At 45.1% G+C, this 24,779-nt stretch carries 22 protein-coding genes; 11 read left to right on the top strand and 11 right to left on the bottom strand.

All coding sequences use genetic code 11. The features are described from left to right. Genes VF412_RS09145 through VF412_RS09125 form a run of 5 tightly spaced genes read right to left on the bottom strand, consistent with a single transcriptional unit; the run spans position 1 to position 6,160 of the window. On the bottom strand, positions 1 to 2,070 hold the full coding sequence (locus tag VF412_RS09145) for an FHA domain-containing protein (RefSeq protein WP_331338930.1): 2,070 nt from the start codon (positions 2,068 to 2,070) through the stop codon (positions 1 to 3). Next, positions 2,070 to 3,227, bottom strand: coding sequence for an FHA domain-containing protein (locus VF412_RS09140; RefSeq protein ID WP_331338929.1), 1,158 nt, complete (start codon positions 3,225 to 3,227; stop codon positions 2,070 to 2,072). The genes VF412_RS09145 and VF412_RS09140 overlap by 1 nt, the downstream gene beginning before the upstream one ends. Further along, a complete protein-coding gene (locus VF412_RS09135; protein ID WP_331338928.1) occupies positions 3,224 to 4,885 on the bottom strand; it encodes an FHA domain-containing protein in 1,662 nt (553 codons plus the stop codon). The genes VF412_RS09140 and VF412_RS09135 overlap by 4 nt, the downstream gene beginning before the upstream one ends. Continuing rightward, on the bottom strand, positions 4,872 to 5,222 hold the full coding sequence (locus VF412_RS09130) for a DUF192 domain-containing protein (protein ID WP_331338927.1): 351 nt from the start codon (positions 5,220 to 5,222) through the stop codon (positions 4,872 to 4,874). The genes VF412_RS09135 and VF412_RS09130 overlap by 14 nt, the downstream gene beginning before the upstream one ends. Next, on the bottom strand, positions 5,222 to 6,160 hold the full coding sequence (locus VF412_RS09125) for a type II secretion system F family protein (RefSeq protein ID WP_331338926.1): 939 nt from the start codon (positions 6,158 to 6,160) through the stop codon (positions 5,222 to 5,224). Before VF412_RS09125 ends, VF412_RS09130 begins: the two co-directional genes overlap by 1 nt. Between VF412_RS09125 and VF412_RS09120 the strand changes: the two genes are divergently transcribed. Then, positions 6,159 to 6,752, top strand: a complete 594-nt coding sequence (locus tag VF412_RS09120) for a Maf family protein (RefSeq protein ID WP_331338925.1) — start codon at positions 6,159 to 6,161, stop codon at positions 6,750 to 6,752. The genes VF412_RS09125 and VF412_RS09120 overlap by 2 nt on opposite strands. Before the next feature lie 60 nt (positions 6,753 to 6,812). After that, positions 6,813 to 7,358, top strand: a complete 546-nt coding sequence (locus VF412_RS09115) for a tetratricopeptide repeat protein (RefSeq protein WP_331338924.1) — start codon at positions 6,813 to 6,815, stop codon at positions 7,356 to 7,358. Here the strand turns inward: VF412_RS09115 and VF412_RS09110 are convergent. Further along, positions 7,355 to 8,347: a DUF748 domain-containing protein gene (locus VF412_RS09110; protein ID WP_331338923.1), complete on the bottom strand. Its 993-nt coding sequence runs from the start codon at positions 8,345 to 8,347 to the stop codon at positions 7,355 to 7,357. The two genes, VF412_RS09115 and VF412_RS09110, sit on opposite strands and share 4 nt — an antisense overlap. 154 nt (positions 8,348 to 8,501) lie before the next feature. Here VF412_RS09110 and VF412_RS09105 point away from each other — a divergent pair, with 154 nt between their 5' ends. Continuing rightward, complete coding sequence (locus tag VF412_RS09105; RefSeq protein ID WP_331338922.1) at positions 8,502 to 9,389, top strand: hypothetical protein; 888 nt, start codon at positions 8,502 to 8,504, stop codon at positions 9,387 to 9,389. On the opposite strand, the gene VF412_RS09100 is transcribed toward VF412_RS09105, so the two are convergent. Then, positions 9,390 to 9,812, bottom strand: coding sequence for a transposase (locus tag VF412_RS09100; protein ID WP_331338921.1), 423 nt, complete (start codon positions 9,810 to 9,812; stop codon positions 9,390 to 9,392). It abuts the gene before it with no gap. Between the two features lie 223 nt (positions 9,813 to 10,035). Here VF412_RS09100 and VF412_RS09095 point away from each other — a divergent pair, with 223 nt between their 5' ends. The 4 genes from VF412_RS09095 to VF412_RS09080 are packed head-to-tail and all read left to right on the top strand — an operon-like array spanning position 10,036 to position 12,496. Next, on the top strand, positions 10,036 to 10,731 hold the full coding sequence (locus VF412_RS09095; RefSeq protein ID WP_331338920.1) for a YggS family pyridoxal phosphate-dependent enzyme: 696 nt from the start codon (positions 10,036 to 10,038) through the stop codon (positions 10,729 to 10,731). A gap of 31 nt (positions 10,732 to 10,762) precedes the next feature. After that, entirely contained in the window at positions 10,763 to 11,590 is an 828-nt protein-coding gene (locus VF412_RS09090; RefSeq protein ID WP_331338919.1) for a pyrroline-5-carboxylate reductase, read from the top strand. 60 nt (positions 11,591 to 11,650) lie between these two features. Next, positions 11,651 to 12,196, top strand: coding sequence for a DivIVA domain-containing protein (locus VF412_RS09085; RefSeq protein WP_331338918.1), 546 nt, complete (start codon positions 11,651 to 11,653; stop codon positions 12,194 to 12,196). Between the two features lie 15 nt (positions 12,197 to 12,211). Continuing rightward, complete coding sequence (locus VF412_RS09080) at positions 12,212 to 12,496, top strand: DUF167 domain-containing protein (RefSeq protein ID WP_331338917.1); 285 nt, start codon at positions 12,212 to 12,214, stop codon at positions 12,494 to 12,496. A gap of 104 nt (positions 12,497 to 12,600) precedes the next feature. On the opposite strand, the gene VF412_RS09075 is transcribed toward VF412_RS09080, so the two are convergent. Then, the gene (locus tag VF412_RS09075) at positions 12,601 to 13,755 is read right to left on the bottom strand and encodes a hypothetical protein (RefSeq protein WP_331338916.1); all 1,155 of its coding nucleotides are present in this window, start codon (positions 13,753 to 13,755) and stop codon (positions 12,601 to 12,603) included. A gap of 29 nt (positions 13,756 to 13,784) precedes the next feature. Between VF412_RS09075 and VF412_RS09070 the strand changes: the two genes are divergently transcribed. The 3 genes from VF412_RS09070 (at position 13,785) to VF412_RS09060 (ending at position 16,931) form a co-directional block, all read left to right on the top strand. Then, on the top strand, positions 13,785 to 15,008 hold the full coding sequence (locus VF412_RS09070) for an MFS transporter (RefSeq protein WP_331338915.1): 1,224 nt from the start codon (positions 13,785 to 13,787) through the stop codon (positions 15,006 to 15,008). 1 nt (position 15,009) lies between these two features. Beyond that, positions 15,010 to 15,351, top strand: a complete 342-nt coding sequence (locus VF412_RS09065) for a rhodanese-like domain-containing protein (protein ID WP_331338914.1) — start codon at positions 15,010 to 15,012, stop codon at positions 15,349 to 15,351. A gap of 215 nt (positions 15,352 to 15,566) precedes the next feature. Further along, a complete protein-coding gene (locus VF412_RS09060) occupies positions 15,567 to 16,931 on the top strand; it encodes a hypothetical protein (RefSeq protein ID WP_331338913.1) in 1,365 nt (454 codons plus the stop codon). A gap of 78 nt (positions 16,932 to 17,009) precedes the next feature. Here the strand turns inward: VF412_RS09060 and VF412_RS09055 are convergent, their stop codons facing one another. Genes VF412_RS09055 through VF412_RS09045 form a run of 3 tightly spaced genes read right to left on the bottom strand, consistent with a single transcriptional unit; the run spans position 17,010 to position 21,767 of the window. After that, a complete protein-coding gene (locus VF412_RS09055; RefSeq protein WP_331338912.1) occupies positions 17,010 to 18,260 on the bottom strand; it encodes a TolC family protein in 1,251 nt (416 codons plus the stop codon). After that, the gene (locus VF412_RS09050; protein ID WP_331338911.1) at positions 18,257 to 21,451 is read right to left on the bottom strand and encodes an efflux RND transporter permease subunit; all 3,195 of its coding nucleotides are present in this window, start codon (positions 21,449 to 21,451) and stop codon (positions 18,257 to 18,259) included. The genes VF412_RS09055 and VF412_RS09050 overlap by 4 nt, the downstream gene beginning before the upstream one ends. Positions 21,452 to 21,503: 52 nt before the next feature. Beyond that, complete coding sequence (locus VF412_RS09045) at positions 21,504 to 21,767, bottom strand: hypothetical protein (RefSeq protein ID WP_331338910.1); 264 nt, start codon at positions 21,765 to 21,767, stop codon at positions 21,504 to 21,506. Positions 21,768 to 22,087: 320 nt separating this feature from the next. On the opposite strand from VF412_RS09045, the gene VF412_RS09040 reads away from it, so the two are divergent. Further along, the gene (locus VF412_RS09040) at positions 22,088 to 24,766 is read left to right on the top strand and encodes a valine--tRNA ligase (protein WP_331338909.1); all 2,679 of its coding nucleotides are present in this window, start codon (positions 22,088 to 22,090) and stop codon (positions 24,764 to 24,766) included. The last annotated feature ends 13 nt before the right edge of the window (positions 24,767 to 24,779 follow it).

Genomic DNA, 24,779 nt, shown 5'->3' with positions numbered 1-24,779 from the left:
CTATAATGCCCCGTACTTTTTAAGCTTGATGTAAGCTTTTTTGTAGTACTCGCCGTCTGAAATATCGAGATCCAAGATCTTCTTCCATTTGTCCTTGGCACCAGCTTTCGCTTCGCCGCCTTCGACGTTACCAAAGCTTTCCTCCAAGATGCCCTCTTGATAGATGGTCATCATCTGCTTACGAAGCTCTGTCGTCATCTTGTCAATCTTCGGTTGAATCTCGTCATTGTTAGGATCTATCTGACGAGCTTTACGCAAAGCCAGAATCGCTCCTTTTAGATTTTGCGATGAATATAGCTTATCAGCCTCTGCTTGGAGGCTCGCTGTTTTTGTATTCATCATCTGGCGAATCGAAGCAATATTTCTTTGCGACTGACTCTTTAAGCCATTTGGATCTGGCAGCTTTGAATCCAGAACCCTTTCATAAGCAGCAATCACATCCAAAGGATTTTTGGCTGTCTTATGAACTGTTTCGGCCTTGCTATAGATCGCTCTCAATTTCGCTACTCTTTCTTGATAAGCCGCCTTTTCCTCTGCCTTCAAATTACGAGCAGTTACAAGAGCCTGTACTTGCATTTTCAACTCATTGATCTTTGGATGATCCGGATTAAACTGCATCACAGAGCTTAAGCAATCATCAATCTCACCTTCAGTGATATTAGGATTCACTTTCTTCTGGCACTCGGCCACTTGTTTTAAGATTTTCTCTTCTGCTTCAGCTTTTGCTTTTTCAATCTCTTCCTGACGACGTTGTTGTTGTTGGATGAACATTGCCTCTTTAGAAAGACGCTCGATCTCCTTCAAATCTTCGTAGTCAGGAACAAGTTCACGAATCTTGACGATTTCATCCTGAGCAAGCTGATACTTACCAGCCATGTACAAGTTCTTAGCATCTTTATAGCGCTGACGAACTAGCACTTGCTGTTCCGGTTTCAATTTATTAAACGCATCTTGCGGCGAACCCGGGGCGGCCACACCAGAGCCCGCAGATCCTGCCAAAGGTTTTTGCGCATCTTTTTTATCTCCACTGAACAGCCAAGCCACAGCTATCAAAAGCACAGCACCGGCAATAATTTTCGGTCTGTGTTTTTTATAATCAAATTTCCCTGTCGCAACAGGAGCCGGCATAGGACCGCCCATTTGTTGAGGCATGCCCATGGGATAATTTGGCTGATATGGCATTGGTGCCATAGCTCCCTGATAAGGAACCATTTCTTGAGGCATCTGTTGCTGATATTCCATTGGCATAATATCTGACGAAACTGGCATCAATGGATTCGGCGGAGCCACATTCACCATCTCCAAACGACTTTGGAAATTGGCATCATGAAGTTCGAAATAAAGATAATTATCTAAAACAGAGATCGCGTCTCCGCTTTTCACGGGCGTTGGATCTGACGATGAAATGGGACTTCCGTTCACCAAAGTTCCATTCACACTGCCAAGATCGATAATGTGATATTGCGAACCTGCGCGACGAATTTCAAATTGACGGCGACTGACTCGTTGATCGCGAATATGAATGTGGCAAGAGGGATCACGACCCGCCACCCAAGAATCACCGGCATCAAGACGGATCATCTCTTTCACTTCACCTTGGTTGTCAGTCATTTTGATGTAAGCAGCCGTTGGTGCTACACCAATCACAGTTTTTTCTTCGCTACCTTCGAAATCCACGGCTGGAGCTGATTGCACCGCTGGTAAATTCATCGACCCTTCAGCGTCCGAAGAAGCTGCCGCCATAGGCATCGGATCTTCAGCCACGGGGCCTACATCCGCCGTCGCGATATATTCAAATTCATACGGAGGCACTGCGAACAAAGAGCCATGCTCCAAGGGAATCTGACGGACTTTTTCGCCATTTTGCATGACGTCGCCATAGCGAGAGACCACTTCAACTGTCCACGACCCGCCGACATAGGAAAGTTTAAAGTGCTCGCGTGAGATGCCTTTTTCTGGTTGCAAGACGATATCGCAGTCTTCTTTACGGCCCGCCACATAAGAGCGGTCCTCCGTCAAAGCTACGTCATAAACTGTTTTGCCACGAAGGCGGACTTTTAGACGAGCCATTAGAATCTCCCCGTCTCAACATTCAAGCTGCACTCTTCATAATACTGCTTGGCTTCTTTGAACGTTGGATCGTCCTTACGATTTTGTAGCATCGTCATTACGTTGGAATAATTGGACTGACACATACGCCAGTTGCGTTTTTCTCTGTAACGGTTGCCTTGAATCATGTTGAACTTCACAAACTCATCAAATTTAATTTTCGACAAATTATAATAGCGTTTCGCTAGTTCATTATCAGGGTCCAAGTTCAACACGACCTGGAAAGCCTCTCTAGCACGAGCATATTGACCTTGTTGAAAATCGCGAAAACCACGAATGAAATTTTCCTGGGCTCTCCGATATTGAACAGAGTCATACTTGTCTTTCTTAAGATTCATCAATTCCTGGGTACGCTTTTCCGCATCGGCCACATCTTGCAATGAAATAACTGAGGTACGAATGGCATTTGGATCTTTGTTCGCCTTATTGCCACCACCCGAAAGGAAGAACCACGCGACCAAACCAACGATAGCGATAATTCCATAGAAACGAGCTCGTGGGTTTTGCAATAAACTTCCGCCACCAGCTCCCGCAGAACGCACGGGCCCTGACGCCGGTGGAGCTTGATAACCACCATAGCCCATTCCACCTTGTGGCATCGACGGCGGCATCGATGGATTCGGCATCACCGGAGGCATTCCAGGCTGTTGGAATGCGGGCATTTGTGAGTTCGATGACATCGTTGCTGGTGGCACCTGCGGCTTTGGTTGCGGCGGAGTGAAAACAGGAGCTACGACCGGAGTGAACGGACTGTTGGACTTCGCAGATGGTGCAGCTGCCGGAGCTTCATTGAAGACGTCCGACATCACACGAATTTCTGTCTCACCAATTTGAATCACCGAGTCTTTTTTTATAACCTCGGATTGAACGTTCTCTCCATCCAAAAGGATAAAGTTTTTAGAACTCAAATTGACGACCACAAATTCATTTCCACGCTGTTTAATTTCAGCGTGTTGACGGCTCACCCTAGGGTCACCTGAAAGAACAATATCATTCTCGGGACCACGGCCAATTGTTGCCGAGCCCTTCTTGAACTCCAGACGAAGACCAATGTGGGGCCCTCTCGTCACTTCAATTTCGAATTTCAAAGCGTCTTTCACACGAGGGGCTGCACTCACGATGCACCTCCGTCAGTAGGCGACACTGTGATCAAGTAATAATCCACGTCATTCGGCGCAGAACTCATCGCTTGGCAACTTAAGATGCACAAGTGACCGCTGAACTCCAATTGATCCGTATGAATCACACGAGGATTCTCGCGGCTTTTACCGACAAGGTGTTCAATATTCTGTTGAAGAGCCGCATCTGGAATCGCTGTATACATTTGCCCTTGCAAAGCAGAGAGCTCTGCATGTGCCACTTGCGCAAACGAAGGACTGCAAGCAATCAGACGACCATCCTTCGCAATAGCCACCGCCGGGAAGCCAATCATCTGCACCAGATTTTCAGCTTCACCATCTTTGTTAACAAAGTTTCCGCCATTAGCTTCATCGCGAACACCGTTGGCAGCGCGAGTGAGCAAACTATTGATGTTGCCAACCAAAGCCTGGAAAGCCGGGAAGATGAAGTCCACTTCTGTGCTGTCTTTTTTCTCCCTCATCGCGGTATCAAGTTGTGTATTCAAACTTGCAATTGGATACTCGATCAGCTTGTACATAAAGAAGTACACCAGCAATCCCACCAGAGTCGCAATCACCAACGTTTGCATGAACAAACTGATGGCACGACCGTCGTCAAAAGCAAGACTTCCAATGTCGTAAAGAACAATGGCATGGGCTTTCACGGTTTGTTCACCCGTGTTTGGATCGAACAAACCAATTGGAAAACTTGCGCCAATCGTTGAAGAATCCACTTCAACAGATTGAGGACGCATTTCTCTGCGAGCCACGTGGACAAACGGAAGATCAGGCGTTGTTCCCGCACGAGTCGCCGGAGCTAAAATCATCCCGTCAGATTGTTGCACAATCAAAACTTGCTTCACGCCGTCTTCAGATTCCGCTTGCGCTGTGGTCAAAGAGGAATAGCTGTTCTGCAACAACGCTGATTGATTCAGTGTTGCCACAGAGCGCGCGATGGAAGCCGCACGACGCTTACTTTCATTGATGATGCTGGCTCGAGAAATCGCTACCATTGGGATCATTGAAAGAAGAGTCGTAATGAAAATAAATAGAATCACAAAGCCCAACAAGACCATTTTGAATTCGATCAATGTTGGAAGCTTGTAAACTCCTGGCAATGCCACTCTATCAATGTACTCTGTGACTTTTTCCATCACAGCTTTGAAACCACCTGGGCTATATGCCGGAGCTGGCGCAGGTGCCGCGCCTGGCATTGAAGCCATCGGTTGCGGCATGCCTTGAGGCATCTGACCATATTGAGGTTGCTGATACATTTGCGGCTGCATTTGAGGAGCCGCACCTCCGCCATAATATGGCATCGGCGCTTGCGGAGACGGTTGTTGTGGGCGCGGAGCTTGGGCTCTTGCATCCGGCGCTGGAATCACATCGACCAAAACATCATGAATACCTAGCTTATCACCTAAGCGCATAATACCCGTTTGCATGCGGATACCATTTAAGAAAGTGCCGTTGCTGGATTTTAAATCGGTCACAACGATCTTATCTTTATAAACGGTGATTTCACTGTGTTCTTTCGAAACACCACCACTTGTGATTTTCACATCACAATTAGGGGCACGACCGATCACGTTTCGCCCCATCTTCAGTGTTAAGATTTGTCCGGCTTGAGGACCGGTTAAAACTCTAAGCGCCCACATAGAGTTGATCTCCCACGTTGATCTTTAACTTGCTGCTAGTACCTGACGCCATCTCGATGACCGAGCTTGCCCCCCATACTGGAAGGACCAAGCGCCACGGCTTAACATCTTGATAGATCGCTTTCACTTTCAAATTCTTATCTACAAATACACAGTCGATGGAAAACTGCATGAAGCATGTGTGAATGCTATTGCAGCGATGAATCCACAATGCTTGGCTTTCAGGCAGATCTTTTCTGCCTAAAAGGCCTTTGCCGCGACTCCAGAAGTCCTTTGCAACTTCTAAGTTCGGCACAAGCTTTTGATTTGTGGTCTTACTTTCCAAAACTGCCATCATTATTTTCCACCATACATAAATGAAACCGCCACCGGACCAAACACCATGATGAAAACCGCAGGCAAGATGAACAACATCAGCGGAATCAAAATAGTTTGTGAAGCGCGGGCGCCGGCCTTTTCCGCTCGAACAAATCGTTCAAGACGCATTTGTTCCGATTGGTCCTTCAAGACCTGGGAAATACTAGCCCCTGTTGCCTCTGCATCCACGAGCACTGCAACGAAACTTGTGATTTCGTTCATATCCAAACGTTCAGCCATATCCTTCAAAGCTTGTGTTTTCGAAGCACCGATTTTGATGTCCTTCAAAACAATCGCAAGCTCATCCGCCAAAACGCTGTCCGTGCCTTTTGATTTATCTACGATCTTTTGAATCGCCGAGAAGAAATCCAAACCCGCTTCCACAGACAATGCCAAAAGATCAATAAAGAACGGCAGGTCTGCGCGAACAGAAATTTCCCTGCGCTTCTTTTCACCCTTCGAGTGAATCTGCGGAAGATAAAATCCAATCAAGCCCACACCGATACACATGAATGGCGATAAACCTAATTGCAGCGAGAAGTTCATGATCAATAAGAAGATCGGGAACATCACTCCCCAAAGAAGTTGCAAGCCGATGAATTCATCTTCGTTCAGTTCCATGGAAAGACCCGCAGTCTTAATGAACTTGCGGACCTTCTTGCGATACGCTTCACTGCGAATTCTCAAAGCATGTTGCAATGTGAACTGATGCACTAATGGGCGCGAGAAATTGATGATCGGATTTTTGGATTTCACCGGCTCATCATTGTTAGCCCATGAAAGTTGCGCTTTGTCTGCATTGCTTGCGAAGATCGAACTGACAAATAGGAAGACCGCCACCCCTGCGAGTAGCAATCCTAGAATGAGCATTAACTCTGCACTTCCCATTTTCGCCTCTTTGTGTTCAAGTGAACTCATGAAACCAATCATTTTGGCATCCGAGTCACCACGCAGAAAACAACTCCTCACCGAAGCTGGTTTTTCATTCGACGTGGCATCACTTAAAGTATCGGAAATTCCTGACAAAAACCTGAATGTGAACGAGCAGATTTTGGACATCGCCAGACGTAAAGCGAGGGCCGCCTTCCCTCGACTGTTGGCTAGTCACCCAGAGGGCTTTATCCTCATTTCCGCCGACACAGAGGTCATTTTTGGCGGCGGTCCCCTAGGAAAACCTCAAGATCGTGCTGACGCATTTAGAATCTTAAAACTTTTGTCTGGGAATTATCATGAAGTGAAAACTGCGGTCTGCATGATCGAGGGACCTGAAAACAAAGAGCTGTCTCGAATTGAGACGACAAAAATTTTTTTCAAAAAACTTTCCGATGATGAAATCTGGACCTACATTGAAACCGGAGAGCCTATGGACAAAGCCGGAGCTTACGGCATCCAAGGTCTCGGGGGAAAATTCGTGGAAAAGTTCGAAGGCCCTTTTGATAATGTGGTGGGACTACCGATGCAACTCGTCCGCGAAATGCTTTCCAACTTTGCGTTACAAATGGAATCCTAAAATAGATTTTGAAGCCCCTCAGCTAGATGAAAATTTATAAACCTGATATAATTAAGCTTAATGGACAGGTACGATCTCAACTATCACTTCGACGAGAATCTGCACGAAGTTGCTGATAATCCCAGCGACATGGATCTGTACGTTCATGAACGAAAAAGTGCGCTGAACACTGTACAGAACCCTCTCGAACGTGTGCGTATCCTGGGCGAGATTGGAACATATCTTCGAATCTTGCGACATCTCGATGAAGCCCGTGATTATTTACTAAAAGCCATTGACGTTATCGAGCGACACTCATTGGATGTGCGTCTAAAAGTTTCAGCGCAAATCCGTTTGGCCCATGTTTATCAGTGGCAATGCCGCTTTGAACAAAGCAATCCGCTTTTCGAAGAACTTTTGGATTTAGCACGAACCTCTGACATGGAACATCTGAATGATTTTATCTGGCAACACGCCGGAAAAAACTACTTCGATCAAATGAAATTCTCTAAGGCCAGAGAGTGCTTCGAAAAGGCGCTGATCCTACGCGAAGCGCGCAACGCGCCGAAAGATCAAATTGAATCGGCCAAATCGTCTTTGCAAGCGACCTTACAGAGAATGAATTAATCGTTATCCAGCTCTTGAATTTGTTCTGCAACGATATGTTTCTTTTTCATCGCAATTGGCTTCTTTGGATAAATCGGAATGAATCCGTTGCGAATCGTGGACCAAAAGTTTTTCCAAGGCTCCTCTCCCGCCACCATCTGTCCTTGAAATGCATAACGTCGACCTTTGAGTCTCTGCGTCGTGTGATTATCCAAAACAATTCCGCCGAAAGCCTTTACCGCATCCGCGAGATAGCCTTGCGAAATACGATTGTTCCAAAGCATCTTCACCGCATCGATATTTTGCAGAAAGGGCGTCAGATAACCGCGGATATTTCCACTATTCACAAAGATGCGTGAAAACAAACTCACACTGCCTAAGCGAAACGAATACGGCCCATACAAAATGAAGACATTATTCATTCGAGTCAGCTGAAAATCATCCAAGCGAATCTGTCCATAAAATGATGGCAGACTGGTTGATCCATTAAAATCAAAACTCCCCCTGAGCCAGGCTCCTCGCTGCACTAAGGCAGAAAAGTTCAATCGACTGGGCAAACTTTTTCTGACGCCTTCCGTGTTATGAATATTGATGGCAGAGACATTGATTTTACTAACACTGATTTGCACGGGCTTGCGATAATCATAATTTTGGAAAAGAAGAATGCCATCTCTGACTCGCAGACTCTCGATATTTAAAATCACAAGTCTATTCAAAATCTCGCACCAAGGTAACGATTCGCCGAACTGCTGATGACTTGGAAGAACACTATCGATTACCTGCAACCGGGGCTCATAAATATCAACCCCGACAAACCACTTCTTATCAATGGCTAAATGAGATAGCAGCGAAACCTCAAGCTTCGGTACATTTATAAACGTTTGAATTTCTGCACGGTCCTTCTTCCAAATGCGTAAGCCTGACAAAGTGTACGAACCTTTATAAAAAGAAAGACCAACGTCGTCGACATGAGCCGAATAATTTTCAAGATGACCTAAGTATTTGTTCACGGCATATCGCAGAGAAAATGGGAGGGAGATTCTGAATAGAACCACAAATGCCATCACCAGAAGAAGAATCTTGCTCGACAGTTTCATCTATTAATAGTGTTGATCGCGACAAGATTTTTTCAACATGCAGCATCTTGGCTTCTAACATCGGCGAATGAAAATCTCTGCGACTGCTCACTGGCCTGCATCTCAAACTGAGACTAAAGACCTTTTTTCGTCACTCTCTCGAGAGATTGACATCATTACCCGTCTGAAATTGAACTGTTTCGCTTTGAACGTGGCACTATCAGTGAATTGTTTCTTTGATATGAAACCAGTTACGAAGTACCTTGCATCACTACTCATTCTTCTTGCGGCTTCCCCTTCCCTTGCCGGATCCCTCACATCAGGGCAAAGTGAAGCAAGTAACTGTGTCGAATGCTCATTGCCTGCCTCAAATTTAGATCGCAACGCCGCCGATGCACGAGATCTGCGCAATGCCGTCATCAGTGGAAGTGAGGCGCAAGCTGTCGCTGACGTGAATTCCAAAATGAATTGGTCCGACGGGTGTGTGAAATTCGCGGCCGGATCTTCCTATGGCAAGTGGGGCAATCTAATCAACTCAGAATTAGCTTCCAATAATTATGACGAGATGATGCGTGGATCTTCTGATATCAAGCAACTTTGCCCTGGCTACGATCAACTTTCTCGTGAAGGCAAACAAGGTCTTTGGGTCGTAATTCTAGCAGCGATGGCGAATCATGAAAGTTCATGCCGTATCAATCCACCTTTGCATGGCGGGCCAAACGGAACTCTTGTAGGCCTTTATCAGCTCCACAACGGCCACGAAAAAGTTTACTCTCCAGCTGGTTGCCGTAATGGTGACGGCAGACAAGGCGAAACAAGCATTAAATGTACGATGTCGATGCTGAACGATCAAATGGGTCGCGAAGGTCAACTTTTCAGCAACAAAGCTTACTGGGAAGTTCTTCAACCTAAATCAAAAAAGAAAATCTATCTTGAAATCCGACAAAACATTCAAAACTACGGACTTTGCAAATAATCAGGCCGGAGCTTCCTTGAAGTAACGGTGATAATCCCGTGGTAAATTCAATATCAATCCAATTTTTTCCAGGTGCTGATGAATCAAATCGTCAACCGCAAGCGAAACCCCTTGGGTCCACTCAACCACTCGGGTCCAGGGTCTAAAATCCCAAAATTTAGTCTTCAAGGCCCGAGTCTTTGCAGAATCGGACACCTTCATCGCAATCATTCCAGAAACAGTCCGCAAGAAGGAATGAAACGAATCTCGATCTGGGATTCTTAAAACCATCTGCAAATGATCGCCGCCATTGGCGAATTCTAAAAGCTTCACGCCAAAACGTTGGGCCTGAGCTTTCAAAATATTTTCAATATGCTTCCGATTTTTATGCGCACGCATGGACCACTCGCCCCGAGCCTGAGACGAGCGCAATACAACATGCATCGCATGTTTTGTCGATATAGGGCGAGCAATCTTCGCATGACTCTTTTTTAAGAGCGTACCCCCGAACTGCTTCATAATCCGCAGCCGAGGGTCCTGAGAAATGGCTTGCACGCTTTTAAGGGAGGAGCTGCGCATACATCAATTAAAAGACCGTCATTTCACATCGTCAACAGAAAAGTAGCGATGGTATTTATTTTGTCATTTTCCTGACATAAATAAAGTCGTGACCACACGTTTTGCCGGTGCTAGCTTGTCTGATATGTCGCTGGAAAAAATTCTTTCGGAAATCGGTTCAACAAAGCTATTGGCTGTTTCAAAACTTCAGCCGGTGGAAAAGATTCGTGACCTTTACAACCAAGGCCAACGTCGCTTCGGTGAAAACTATGTTCAGGAAGCTTTGGATAAAATCGAACAGCTTGCTGATTTAAAAGATATCGAGTGGCATCTCATTGGCCACCTTCAAAAGAACAAAGCAAAATATGTCGTGGGAAAATTCCATCTGATTCATTCGGTCGACAGCCTTGAACTTGCCCAAACACTCAGTCGCCAGTGCGAAGCTAAGAAAGTGGAGCAAAACATTCTGATTCAAGTAAATCTGGCCGAGGAAGAAACAAAAAGCGGTTTTGATAAATCCACAGTGACTCAGCAATGGGCTGAATTGATAAAACTTCCAGGTTTAAAGATTTTTGGCTTAATGACCATGCCACCACTAACCGAAACTGGCGAGGAAGTACGTCCTTACTTTAGGGAACTGCGCGAATTGCGCGAACAGCTTAAAAAACAAGCCGATGCCAACACTCACCCCATGACTGAGCTGTCAATGGGCACCAGCCACGATTATTTAGTCGCCATTGAAGAGGGCGCAACCATCGTGCGTCTTGGGACTATTTTATTTGGCGAACGCCCTGTCAAAAGGTAGACTTGATCCTAGAACGTATAGGAGCTACTCCATGAACCCACTGTTGAAAGCGCAAAAAATCGGATTCTTGGGTGCGGGAAATATGGCTCAAGCCATGCTTAAAGGCCTTATTGAAGGCGGAATACCTGCAAATCATATTTATGCAACCAATCGCTCTGAGGGAAAATTAATCAAACTCAAAGAGCAATACCAAATCAATACTCTGACTAACAATGAAGAGCTGATCGATAAATGCGACATCATTATCTTGGCGGTGAAGCCTCAGGATCTTTTGTCAGCTCTTGAACCTGTAGGACGTGCTTTTGACGAAAACAAAATCGTCATCAGTGTCGCTGCGGGGATTCGCATGGAAAAACTGGAAAGATTCCTCAATGGAGCTCGTCTTGCTCGTGTGATGCCAAACACTCCGTCACTTATTGGTCGCGGCGTGATTGGCTATCTTTTGAATGATGACGAAGATGATGCCTTGGAAAGCACTGTTGAAGATCTTTTCGCCCCCCTGGGCCGGGTGATCAAAGTGGCTGACGAAGATCAGTTTGAGGCTTTGATGATTTCCTGCTCAAGCGGGACAGGATTTGTTTTTGAAATGATGATGTACTGGCAGGACTGGATTGAAGAACATGGCTTTTCAATCGAAGAAGCGCGCATGATGACAATTGAAACCTTTGTAGGTGCTTCTTTGCTGGCAGCTCAAGCTCGCGAAAACGTTGAGGACCTTCAAGCCCGTGTCACCTCTAAGAAAGGTGTAACGGCAGCTGGACTTCAGTCTATGCGCGAGCTTGAAATCGAACGCGCTCTTCGCATCAGCTTTGAAAAGGCCGCGATGAGAAACAAAGAAATGGCCAGAGAAATCAAATAGTCTTGCTCTTAAGCAGACTCGCCCTTTATTCTTAATTCATATTGTTCAAGGAGGAACAAAATGAAAATTACTCCTATTGATATCGCTCACAAATCTTTTGGAAAAAAGATGATGGGTTTGGACGCTGATGAAGTGAATGACTTTCTTCAACAAATCGCCGGCCAAATGGAGTCTCTAATTCAAGAACGCAATGCTTTGAAAGAAGGCCTTCGCGAAAAAGAACTTTCTTTGATGGAATATAAAGATCGCGATCAAGTTCTGAAAGAGACAATTCAAACAGCAACTCAAATGGCTGACCGTCTCCGCCAAGATGCTGAACGTGAGGCGAAATTAATTATCGCCGACGCTCAACAAAAAGCGGAGATCATCACTCGCGATTCTCGTGATTCATTGAAAAAAATGTATCAAGAAGTGACTGAGTTGAAACGTGCGCGCATGCAGTTTGAAGCAAACTTGAAAGCACTAGCACAAGCTCACTTGTCTTTGCTTGAACAAGGCGAAAAATACATGCCGCAAGCAGCGCTTCCAAATCACAACATCGTGAACAACACAAATGGCAACAACAATGGCAGATCAACAAATGTATCTCCGTTGTCTGCTGAATAGTCGTTCACAACTCACATGATTGAGACCGTAAAAGGTGGAGTTCGACTCCACCTTTTCATTCAGCCTAAGTCTTCTAAAAATGAAGTTGTGGGTTCTCACAACGGACTTCTTAAAATTAAAATCACTGCCCCACCCATTGATGGCAAAGCCAATGAATGTCTGATCGAATTTCTTTCTGATGTTTTTGATATTCCCAAACGCGACATCACAATTATTCGCGGGGAAACCGGCCGCAATAAAACCGTCGAATTATCAGGTGTCACTGCACAGGTAGCTCAAGAAGTTTTAGGATTGATTTAAGCGCGCTCGCAAAGCCATCCAAAGAGGACTCTATGAAAGCAAAGTCGTCTTTACATTTTAAGAACCATCATCCAATAAAAAAGGCGGGTTTTCCCGCCTTTCACTTATGGACTTTTCTTTTTACGATCTTGTTTTAACTCGATCTGGAATTCCGTATCGTTCATTTGCTGTTGAAGTTCATCGTCGACTGTCTTCGGCTTCACTTGACGTTTTGTCGGAGCCGGCTTGAAAAGATTCTGATCCACGCCATCATCTGTTTGCTCGCGGAAGCGTTTTACTTTTTTATCGGAACTCAATTCTGAGTCTTGCTGATACATGTTTGATTTTCCTTCAGGAACAGCATTGTGAACTGGTTCATAGCGATCCGGAGGAACGTAGCCCGCAGCCAAATCAAAACTGTAGCGAATAAATCCACCGACGTGGTATCCCGCAGCTGCATTTTCACCTGCCACTGTCGCACCACCATTCACTTGGACACTCCACGCCGGAGTCATACTCCAAGTCGCATACAGCATCGTATCTACAATGGATGGATTGACGGAATAGAACTTATAAGATTCTGCATCGACTTGATTCAAATAAGCATTGCGGATTGTTTTGTTACTAGTATCCGTATCGTCAGTGATACTTTGAGATCCGTAAAGTTCAGCGCCAAGTTTAAACTGCGAGAACTTCCCCTGCAGACCAACACCCCACGGCATCAGATATGAGCGGCCCTCGCCGCGATAATCAAGCCCCAACCAACCATAAATGCGTGCTTTGCCAAAATCCTTTTGCGCAGTGATACGAGCCCAAGCCTCAAAAACTCCTTCGGAATTAAGAACTTGGTCATCCGAAGTGCTAATTTTTTGAAATGGAACTAAAGCCGCTAACTCTGGAACGAGCTGAAGGTAGCCATCGTACATCATAAAATCCATACCCAAAAGAGCTTGGGTCAACGTACTATTGGTGCGAGTCGCCACAGAATTCTTACTTTCTGCATTACTCATCGTTCCTTCAGCAAAAAGAGACCAATCTTTAAAAATATAGCGAGTGCTAAAATCCACATCGAGAAGCTGATAATGATTTCCACTCGTCAAACTCGTGGTTCCCGTGCCCATATTCACGTAATTGGCTTCTGAATAAAAGAATTGAGTCCCCAATTCGAAATCCCAATGATCTCTTTTAAACTCTTTATAGTTATCAAAGGCATTGGCTGCAGAAGAAAGCAGAAAAAGCCCTAGAACGACCGACGTCAAACGCTGAAGATTATTTGCCATTTTCATAACTTCCTAATAATAACAACCCTATGACCACGACATCAAACAAATCACAACTGGCCATCATCTTTTTCACCGTTTTCCTTTACCTTGTAGGCTTTGGTGTGGTTATTCCCATCATTCCTCTTTTAAGCCGCAACTTCGGTGCGACGGCGTTCCAAACGGGATTGCTTCTTTCTGTCTATTCAGCGATGCAATTTTTGTTTTCTCCATTCTGGGGGCGTTTGAGTGATCGATTAGGTCGTCGACCTATCCTGCTGTTCTGCTTGTTGTGCGAAGGTCTGTCTTACCTTTTATTTGCATGGGCCCGCACATTGGAATGGCTTTTCGTCGCTCGCATACTTGCAGGCTTCTTCGGCGCAAGTCTCTCAACAGCGTCGGCCTACATTTCAGATATCACTCCAAAACATGAACGCTCAAAAGGGATGGCTTTGATTGGTGCCGCTTTTGGTTTGGGATTTGTCGTGGGACCGGCACTTGGTGGCGGTCTTGCAGTATGGGGTCATCATATCAATCAAGCTCCTCACTTCGACACGTCCTTCGCCTTCTTATGGGTGGCAGGTTTGTGTTTGATAAATTTCCTTTTCGGTTTGAAATACTTGAAAGAATCTTTATCCGAAAAAAGCGAATCTGCTGAGAAAAAGAAACGCCTCTCTGTTATGTGGCACTATTTGAACACAAAAACTGTGGGCGCATTGATGACCGTCTTCCTTTTGTCATCTTTGGCAATGTCAGGAATGGAAGCTACGTTGATTCTTTTCATGGGAGAGAAGTTTCACTGGGATGTAAAACAAGTCAGCTTCGGGTTTGCCTACATCGGCATTATCATCGTCTTCACTCAAGGTTTCTTAGTTCGTCGTCTTTTACCCAAATGGGGCGAACGCAAGGTCATGCGTTTAGGAATTTTGCTTTTGGCGTTGGGAATCACCGGTATTGCCATCGCACCTAACATTGGCCTGATGGCAGTGACGATGACTCTTCTTTCATTGGGTAACGGCCTGACTAATCCAGCAACTTTAGGAAGCATCAGCGTTTTAACGGACGCAAAAGAGCAAGGTGTTGCCATGGGCGTGACACAAAGTATGGCTTCTTTAGGACGTATTTTGGGACCTGCAATTGGCGGAGCTCTTTACGGATCACTGGCAATCACAGCCCCATTTTGGACATCAGGTGCTTTGGCATTTATCGGTTTCGTCATCGTCCTTATAAATTATAAATTGATTCCTGAACATGCGAAAAAGGCAGAGGCATAACATGGACATTACAGAAATTGGCTACTTCCAATTCAATAATCTTGTTCGCGGCCGCATTCCTTTTATCTTAGTCAACCTGGGGGTGGACCTCAGCACTTGGTATAAAAGCGTCGAAGCCATGCATCTTGCCAATGTGAGCGTTTCTGCGGACGAAAATAATGTTGTGGAACTTGTCCAAGCTAAAAAACTTCCTCCTCACTTCGCAATAGTTGTTATTGATCAAGATGGTTCTCGTGCAAAAAACATTGTGGCAACCTTAGAGGCTGCGGGTTTCCTCAATGCTCATCACGTTCGTGGCGGATTAAACGGTCTTGAAAAAGAGAAGCTCGAAGAGAATCTTTAGTGCCTTATATATATGCAACGTTCCTCGACATCAAATGCGAGGGACAGAGCTTTCCAAAAAAACACCTACACCATTTCTTTGTTTAGATTCAAAAATACAACAGGACCTAAAGTAATCTTGTTAGAAATCTGTTTTTCTCCACGATTTTTCTTTGCTAGCCTTAAGGCGAAAGAAAACTTTTTTTCGTCGAAAACAATTACCTTACGGAGGCAACAATGAAAAGACGACTTCTGGGAACTGCTGCTATTGCACTTTCCCTTTTCAATGTAACGACGGCTCACGCTGCTGTTACACTTATGGATAAAGACGATTGGAAAGTGACAATGGGTGGTTTCGTGGAAACTGACTATGTTCACGATTCTACTCGCAGTTTCACAGAGATCATCGGAAACGCGGGCGTTGCACGTAGCGGAACGATGGCCGGCGATAATGGCAGAACATTCTTCTCTGGACGAAACAGTCGTTTGAACTTCTCTGTTTATGCTCCGGAAACAAATGGTTGGAAATCTAAAGGCGTTATGGAGTTCGACTTCTTCGGTTACGATCCACAACCTCAAGGCCCAACAGGCGGTGCGAACTCTGAAACTGCATTCAGTCAGAACCCAGGTCCTCGCATCCGTCACATGTACATGAGTACTGAATCAAATGGCTGGCAGATTTTGACTGGTCAAACGTGGTCTCTGTTTGGATGGCAACCGTACTACTTCCCAACTACTATCACACTGGCTCCTGGACCTGGTGAACTGTTCCAACGTAACCTTCAGTTCATGGTTATGAAGTCTATGATGTTAGGTGATAGCAACAAGCTTCAAGTTGCAGGTTCATTAGAAAGACCTGTTCAACGTGATTCTAGTTTGCCAACTTTGAACGTCGGTGCACGTTGGTCCTTCGATGGTTTAAAAACGGCTTACACAGGTACATACGGCGACACAAAGCTTGAATCTTTGAGCGTTGGTGTCACTGGTAAATTCACTCAGTTTACTACAGGTACTGCGAGCAGCACTTCAACAAGCAATACCAACGGCACAGCGATCTCTGTGGATACTTTGATCCCAATCATTCCTGCGTCTGATGCAAAAGATCCAGGCAACTCATTGACAATCACTGGTGAGTTCACAGCCGGTAAAGGTTATGCAGATACATTGCCTAACTGGTCAGGCGGATTGTCTTCATTCTCTGCAGGAAGTGCTCCCGGCGCTACAGCTGCAGGCAATACGAACTTGGATGCAGGTTACGGTGGTTTCGATGGAAGCGGAAACTTCCAACTATTGAATCTTCAAACTTGGAACGTGAGCTTGCAATATGTACTTCCAACTTCATGGTCAACTTACATGACTGCGGGTTACATGGAAGTTCAAGCTAGCAATGTAGGCGATTTCGCCAATGCAACTAACTGGGGAACTGGTAGTGCTAATACACTTATCAGCAAAGACTCTATGTACTTCATCAATGCGATTCACGATTTCACAAGTCAAGTTCGCGTAGGTCTGGAGTATTCTAAGCAAACAACTCATTACTACGGTGATGGCGAAGAACCTAAGAATGACCGTTACCAAATCACGGCTCTATTCCGCTTCTAGGATTTATTCCTAAATGCAAAAAAAAGGCGAAGTTTCCACAAGGAACTTCGCCTTTTTCATTTCATCTAATCAATCGCTCTACATGCCAGAAGTATCAAGAATACTTCTTTCTAAAGAAGCACTGACCAAATCTTCAGTCACTTTCAAACGTCCCGCCTCTGCGGATCTCAAACGTTTGAAAGATTCGCGCACATCCACTAAGTTTCCTTGTAAGTGAAGGTAGCGATTTAAGGCAACTTTCATTGTTTTTTCCGCATCATTCGACTGGGTTTCAAATGATCTCAGATCTGACTTGAGCTGCGCAATTCGCGAATCCAATTTGTCGATATGAACTTTGAACTCGGTCATGGCAAATTGAAGCTCTTTATCCTGAGCTTGCGCCAATAAATGGTATGCAGCTTCCTTGTGACGATCCTCACCACCGTTATAGAACGGGAATGTCAGACCGACGCCAACAGAATAATCTTCTTTACTCACCAGGCGATCATCTTGCAGATAACCATAACTGCCCGTCGCAGATAGAAGTGGCTTTTGTTCTGCAGAGGCACTTTCCATCAAAGCTTGAGCACTATTATGTGATGCCCGGGCCAGAAGCACTTCTGGCGGCTTCACTTTGAGATCACTATAAGAATCCTGAGCCAGAGCCTCACTAAGTTCACTGCATAGTAAGTCTTGTCCCGGATTGTATAGCTTCATTTCTGAATTGTTGCGCGCCAATGACTCTTTCAAGTCAAAAAGCTCTAGCTTCAAGTCATCCAAATCGATTTTAGTCAAAGATCTATCGACAATTGTCTTTTGCCCCGTATCCGTCATTTTGGATGTTTCACGCGCGATCAACTCACCCAGCTGAATCAAATGATTGTCACTGGAAATCTGAGCACGGTCATGAGCGCATCCTAAATATAAGGAAGACAAGCGGGCTACAAATTCATATTTCTCTTTTGCCAAGCGAGCCTCGGCCACATCTGCATCAGCCTTATACTTTTTCAGCAAAGAGTCTGTTCTGCCAAAGTCATAAAGCAACTGATCCCAAATCACTCCAGCACCAAGTCCTTTACGATAAGGAGAGCCCATCAGCCCCCCCACGTGTAAACTCGATGTCGAGCCAGGCATTCCTGAAGAATCAATCACATCTGCCGAAAGATGCGGCATATATCTGCCGGAAGCAGCCTTGCTAAATTCGTCTGCTTGCTGGTCCTGCAAATGTGAAATATCAGAAATAGGATTTTGCTTCCAAGTTTGACTCAGGAAATCCTTCAGACTCACTTCATTCGCCATACTCCCCAGCGGGAAGAACAACGCTACTGTTATCAACGTTAACTTTTTCATGTGATTTCCTCTGCACCTTCTAGGGTCACTTGTTCGGCTTCTGCATGAGTATGCTCGTGCTCATTAACCGCAACATGAGCTCTAAACTTCGCCGGAGCGAAAATATAGAATAGCACAGGCACCATAATCAACATCAACGGCACACCGATTAGCTGACCGCCAACAACCGCACGTCCCAATGGGACGTTGGCTTCAGCACCTTTTCCCAATCCAATTGCCATCGGGATCAAGCCCATGATTGCAGCTAGAGCTGTCATCATAATTGGACGAAGACGAGCTTGCGCACCCTCAATGATAGCCACTTCAAATGGAGTTCCCATCTCGATACGCTTCAAGATGAACTCAAGCAACAATACCGAGTTCGACACCCCGATACCAATCAGGAAGATCGCCCCCATCGCAGCCTGAATACTGAAATACGTATTTGTAAAGAAGAACATGATCACGATACCGCTTAATCCCAGTGGAACCGCAGAAATGATGATCATCGGAACGCTCCAGCTTCTGAATTGAACAACCAAAAGCAAATAGACCAGGACGACCGCCAAGACGAAGCCGCCGCCTACCAATGACAAGGATCCCGTCATTTGCGAATATTCACCTTGTACATCAATGCTATAGCCTTCAGGAAGTTTTTCATTAGCGATGATTTTTTTAATATCAGACGCCAAAGATCCAATATCACGGCCATAGTTGTTGACCAAAACATTCGCCGCTGGCTTCAAGTTCACATGGTTAACTTCAGTCAAACCTTCACCGTGTTTTAAAGTGACGAGTTTATCTAAAGTCACAGTACGGCTTTGATTTCTACCCGTGATTGGAATTTTCAAAAGGTCTTGCAAACTTTCGAATTCCTTTTCATCGAATTGAACACCTAGCATATAGTCAATACCGCTGTTTGGATCTACCCAAATTGCTGAGTTAAAGCTCGAACTGTTACTTACCGCACTAACTACGTTTTTGATAACTTCATCCGTAGTAAGTCCCATCTCTGCTGCCACTTTACGATTTACGTCAATCTGGATTTCTGGGGCATCGGAACGTTCTTCAACACGAACGTCGCGCGCACCCTGCAAGCCCTCGATTTTCGATTTCAAAGATTTAGCAATCTCGATACTTTTTTCTGATTTTGGACCAATGATTGAAATATCCAACGGAGCTTTCAATCCACCGTTCAAGGCCGAACTCAATAGACCACCCAATTGGAAACCATATTCCAAATCTGGATATTCCTTCTTCAAGTGGTTACGAATCTCTTCAGCATAGTACTGGGACGTATGCTTACGATTTTCAGTCAACTCAACGTTGAAGAACATATCTTGCGAGCTCGAGTTCGGAGTAAATGCCGCTGGGTAACCGTAGTAAACACCTACGTTGATCAGCACCATCTCAAGATCTTCTTTTGGAATCCAAGTTCTGATTTTAGATTCCAGCTCTTTTGCAAATTCCACGGATTTTTCAGGGCGAGTTCCCGATTTCAAACGGGCTTCCATGACGAAACCACCGGCATCCGCTTTAGGGAACAGCTCTGTTCCTACTTTTGGCGCCAATGCAAAAGCACCGATCAGCCAAATAACAAAAACACCAGCAATCCACACGGATCTTTTCAAACACCAAGAAATCAAATGCCCATAGATTTTAGTAAGTCTATGAAGACCACTGCTGATCAAATGGAAGAAACGATTCGGAGTCTCTAGTTTTTTGATGAACGTGGACGAGTAAAGAGGAATCACAGTCATCGCAATGAAATATGAAGCGATCATCGCAAAGATAACTGCCAATGCAAGAGCTGCGAAAAGATATTTCACCAAACCCTGCAAGAACAACACTGGCGTAAATACGATCAATGTCGAAAGTGTCGAGATCAAAACAGGCAAGGCCACTTCAGAGGCCCCCTTCAGGGACGCATCTAATGGGTTTACCTTATGTTCCAAGTGATGGAACATATTTTCGATCACAACGATCGAGTTATCCACCAATACACCCACGGCCAACGCCAAACCACCTAAAGTCATGGCATTCAAGGTCTGCCCTACGGCGCGAAGACCCAAGAACGCAAACAAGAATGAAAGTGGAATCGACAATGCAATCGCGACAGTCGCTCTGAAACTTCCTAAGAATAGTAAGACAAGCAACGCTGCCATACCACCACCGATCAAAGCCTCTTCTGAGATCGAATCGATAGCTTTACGAACGAAGCTAGATTGGTCACTGACCACTTTCAGATTTATATCTTTGTTTTCATGATTCATTTTATCGACAGCTTTTTTCACGTCATCGACGATTTGAATCGTGTTCGAACCTGGCTGACGATACACCGGCACATACACTTGCGGTTTTCCATCAATCAACACATAGTTCGTCTGAATTTTCTTAGAGTCCTCCGCTTTACCAATTTGATTCAGCAGAATGGTAGTTCCATTCCCCGAGCGCATTGGAAAGTCGTTCATCTCTTTAATTGTTTGAGCAAGACCGTTACTATTAATTTGAAAATCGGTATTGCCAATTTTTACGTCACCTGACGGAATGAACGTATTAAGTTTCGTCATCTGATTTAAAACTTCTAACGGCGAGAAGTTATATTTGGTCAACTTATCACGATCCAAATACACGACAACCTGGCGTTCACTACCACCCATAACAGTTGGAGCCATCGCACCCGGAGTTGATTGAACAGAGTTTCTGACGCTGTAACGAGCATAGTCATAAAGCGTTTTTTCAGGCTTATCACCCGAGACCGCAACCAACGCAATCGGAACCGAAGCTGTCGGGTCAAACGGCATAATCAATGGAGGCTGAGTTCCCGGAGGCAAACGACGCAAAGCTGACATCACCAGCGAGGTCGTTTGAGCCAAAGCCGTGTTTAGATCCACGTCTTCCGAAAAGTAGTTCTTTACGATACTCACACCATTCAAAGACCGCGACTCTTGTCTTTGCACCCCAATGGCTTGCCCTGTATAAATCTCGAAGCTGGCCGTGAGATTGTTCTCAACGTGCTCCACGGGCATACCCGGGTAGAAAGATAAGATCTGAACTGCCGGCATTTTTACCGAAGGCAGCAAGTCTTTAGGAAGCATGACATAACTCAAGCTCCCCAGAATGATAATCATAAGACAACAAACTAGAATGAAATGAGGATTTCGCACGGCAAAATAGGCCAGGCCGCGCCCCTCTTGATTTTCTTTTTTCACAAAAAACTCCAATATTTAAACTAACATCAACTCAGAAAATACTCTAACGGGTTTAAACCTTTGGAGGAGGAAGAAGCGGTGACGGCTCAATTCCATTTAAAACGGAAATCGAGTCCATAAATAGATTTATACGAGGAAGATTTAAAACTAAATTCAGGTTTGGAATCACGATTTTTGTGACAATTGGTCCAATTTGTCTTTGCAGGTGATCTTGAAGGTCGCCGTGGCGACGCTTACGGAGACGTTTAAATGGAGCTAAAACTTGCGAATGTGGATCCATCTGAATTTCTTTTAAAGGAGAGACCGTAGAAACCACAGCTCCTTTATAAGACTGATGCATTGAGAAAAGATAAAGAGACGACGGCACGACATGGGTGAAATACATGCAGCAGAAAAACAAAATTAAAAAACTAAGTATGCGTCGACCCGTCATAATACCCGCTAAGCTATGAATCTTTTAACACCGTTTCAATTTACCCGCCAAGTCCATTTTTAGCGAGGACTTCCAACGCAGTGATTCAGGCTGAAACGACCAGATCTAGTCCAGTTTTCCTACACTCTAAGGTCTTATTCTGATAATCTCGATGAGTTAAAAACCTTGGGATTTCGTGTCCTTAAACCTTCAGGGGTACCCAAATGTCAGAACAGTTATCAGATCGTTACAATCCGGCTGATGTTGAAAGCAGAACATATCAGTGGTGGGAAAATTCCGGCTTCTTTAAAGCGCAGGATCAATCGACTAAACCTCCATTCTCTATTATCTTGCCGCCACCAAACGTCACCGGTTTCCTTCACATGGGTCACGCCTTGGACCATACGATTCAAGACATGTTGATTCGTTGGAAAAGAATGAACGGTTTCAACACAATGTGGCTTCCTGGTACGGACCACGCGGGCATTGCCACGCAAACAGTTGTTGAAAAAGAACTTAAAAAACAAGACATCACTCGTCACGACTTGGGCCGCGAAAAATTCGTGGAAAAAGTTTGGGAGTGGAAACATCAATACGGCAATCGCATCTACTCGCAAATGCGTCGTCTTGGTGACTCTTGTGACTGGGATCGCGCTGTTTTCACTTTGGATGAGGGTGTTTCTAAAGCCGTTCGCAAAGTTTTCGTAAGTCTTTACAACAAGGGTTTGATCTATCGTGGTCAACGTCTTGTGAACTGGTCAGGCCCTCTTGAAACTGCGATCTCTGATTTGGAAGTTGAACACAAACAAATCAAAGGGACTCTTTACCATATCAATTACGCTCTTGAAGATGGCTCAGGCTTCCTGACAGTTGCGACAACTCGTCCTGAAACTTTGTTGGGTGATACGGCCGTTGCTGTAAATCCTGAAGATGATCGCTACAAACACTTGATCGGCAAAAAAGTTCTTCTGCCTTTGATTGGCAGACAGATTCAAATCATCGGCGACACTTACGTTGATAAAGAGTTCGGTTCTGGCGTTGTGAAAATCACTCCAGCCCATGACTTCAATGACTACAAAGTTGGTAAAGCCCACAATCTTGATTTCATCAACATTCTGACTCGCAAGGCGGAGATGAATGAAAACGCAGGCCCCTACGCGGGCTTGAAAGTTCAAGAAGCTCGTAAGCGCATTGTTGAAGATTTGAAAGCACAAAATCTTTTGGTTAAAGAGGAACCACATGTTCACTCTGTGGGTCACTGTTCTCGTTCCGGTGCGGTTGTTGAGCCGTTCTTGTCTGAACAGTGGTTCGTTAAAATGGAACAACTTGCAACGCCTGCAAAGCGTGTTGTTGAAAGTGGCACAATCCGTTTCGAACCAGAATCTTGGACAAAGGTTTACCTTCACTGGCTGAACAACATTGAAGACTGGTGTATCTCGCGCCAATTGTGGTGGGGTCATCGTATTCCAGTTTGGTATTGTGAAACTTGCAACCACACGACTGTTTCTGAAACTGACGTAGCAGCTTGTGAAAAATGCGGCAGCACTCATGTAAAACAAGACGACGATGTTTTGGATACTTGGTTCAGTTCCGCTTTGTGGCCGTTCTCTACAATGGGTTGGCCAACAGAGACCGAGACATTGAAAACGTTCTACCCAACTAGTTACTTGGTAACTGGTCACGATATCATTTTCTTCTGGGTCGCCCGCATGATCATGATGGGTCTAGAGTTCAAGCGCGACGTTCCTTTCCGCACGGTTTATATCCACGGCTTGGTGCGCGACTCCCAAGGCAGAAAGATGTCGAAGTCTTTGGGTAACTCTGTCGATCCGGTTGAAATGATCGAAAAGTACGGAGCTGACGCCCTTAGATTTACATTTGCTGCTCACTTATATTCTGGAAAAGATTTCAAGTTCAGCGAACAACGTTTGGAAGGCTATCGCAACTTCATGAATAAGATTTGGAATGCGGCTCGTTTCGCACTGACAAATCTTGGCGATTTCAAAGCTCCAGCTGAAGGCGTGAAGGCGTTGCCGAACAAAGCACACATTAGCGTGTTCGATCAGTGGATCATCGCAAAACTTGCCGAGACAACAAAACAAGTTGAAGAGGCTATGGAAGGCGAACGATTCTCTGAGGCCGCGACAGCTCTTTATCAGTTCATCTGGAATCAGTTCTGTGACTGGTATATCGAATTCACGAAGCCAATCATGAATGGCAACAATGCTGAAGAGAAAGCGGCAACTCAACTTGTGATCGCTCAGGTATTGAACCGCATCACTCGTTTGTTGCATCCGTTTGCACCTTTCATTTCGGAAGAAATCTATCAAAAGCTTCCGATCAAAGGACAAGCTTGTATCGTCGATCAATATCCGAACACCCGTAACGATAAAGAATTCCTTTCATTGGCTTCTGATCAAGCAGCCCTTGAAATCGATATCGTTAAAGAGGTTATTACAGCTATCCGCAATATTCGTGGTGAAAATCGCATCAGCCCTGCCGTGAAATTGAATGTTCGCTTGGGTGTTACAAATGACAGCGTTCAAAAGATTCTTGGCAACAACCGCACAGCTTTGATGACGATGGCTCGTCTCGAGAGCATGGAAGTGGGCGAAGAAGGCAACCTTATGAAGTGCGCGGTGGCTCCAGTTTCTGTGGGTGAAGCGCAAGTGAAAGTCATTATCCCGCTTGAAGGCCTTGTAGACTTCGATGAAGAGTTGAAACGCATCAACAAGTCCATCGAAAAACTAACGAAAGACATCGGCATCTTAAGCGGCAAGCTTTCGAATGAAAAATTTGTAGCTAATGCTGATGAAGACGTAATCGCAGCGGACAGAGCCTTACTAGCTCAATCCAAAGTTCAATTGGATTCTTTGCGCGACGCTTTGACTCGCTTCCAATAAAAGCATCCTTCTT

The sequence above is a fragment of the Bdellovibrio sp. genome (assembly GCF_036384735.1).
Lineage (GTDB): Bacteria > Bdellovibrionota > Bdellovibrionia > Bdellovibrionales > Bdellovibrionaceae > Bdellovibrio.
Note: the sequence above shows the minus strand (reverse complement) of the source record. Positions and strands in the feature narration are given on the sequence as shown.

Coding starts and splice junctions, on each gene's coding strand:
- VF412_RS09065 (WP_331338914.1), top strand. CDS start 15,010: ATGGACATTACAGAAATTGGCTACTTCCAATTCAATAATCTTGTTCGC.
- VF412_RS09115 (WP_331338924.1), top strand. CDS start 6,813: ATGGACAGGTACGATCTCAACTATCACTTCGACGAGAATCTGCACGAA.
- VF412_RS09085 (WP_331338918.1), top strand. CDS start 11,651: ATGAAAATTACTCCTATTGATATCGCTCACAAATCTTTTGGAAAAAAG.
- VF412_RS09070 (WP_331338915.1), top strand. CDS start 13,785: ATGACCACGACATCAAACAAATCACAACTGGCCATCATCTTTTTCACC.
- VF412_RS09130 (WP_331338927.1), bottom strand. CDS start 5,222: ATGATGGCAGTTTTGGAAAGTAAGACCACAAATCAAAAGCTTGTGCCG.
- VF412_RS09090 (WP_331338919.1), top strand. CDS start 10,763: ATGAACCCACTGTTGAAAGCGCAAAAAATCGGATTCTTGGGTGCGGGA.
- VF412_RS09055 (WP_331338912.1), bottom strand. CDS start 18,260: ATGAAAAAGTTAACGTTGATAACAGTAGCGTTGTTCTTCCCGCTGGGG.
- VF412_RS09040 (WP_331338909.1), top strand. CDS start 22,088: ATGTCAGAACAGTTATCAGATCGTTACAATCCGGCTGATGTTGAAAGC.
- VF412_RS09075 (WP_331338916.1), bottom strand. CDS start 13,755: ATGGCAAATAATCTTCAGCGTTTGACGTCGGTCGTTCTAGGGCTTTTT.
- VF412_RS09080 (WP_331338917.1), top strand. CDS start 12,212: ATGATTGAGACCGTAAAAGGTGGAGTTCGACTCCACCTTTTCATTCAG.
- VF412_RS09100 (WP_331338921.1), bottom strand. CDS start 9,812: ATGCATGTTGTATTGCGCTCGTCTCAGGCTCGGGGCGAGTGGTCCATG.
- VF412_RS09060 (WP_331338913.1), top strand. CDS start 15,567: ATGAAAAGACGACTTCTGGGAACTGCTGCTATTGCACTTTCCCTTTTC.
- VF412_RS09145 (WP_331338930.1), bottom strand. CDS start 2,070: ATGGCTCGTCTAAAAGTCCGCCTTCGTGGCAAAACAGTTTATGACGTA.
- VF412_RS09135 (WP_331338928.1), bottom strand. CDS start 4,885: ATGTGGGCGCTTAGAGTTTTAACCGGTCCTCAAGCCGGACAAATCTTA.
- VF412_RS09120 (WP_331338925.1), top strand. CDS start 6,159: ATGAAACCAATCATTTTGGCATCCGAGTCACCACGCAGAAAACAACTC.
- VF412_RS09125 (WP_331338926.1), bottom strand. CDS start 6,160: ATGAGTTCACTTGAACACAAAGAGGCGAAAATGGGAAGTGCAGAGTTA.
- VF412_RS09105 (WP_331338922.1), top strand. CDS start 8,502: ATGAAAATCTCTGCGACTGCTCACTGGCCTGCATCTCAAACTGAGACT.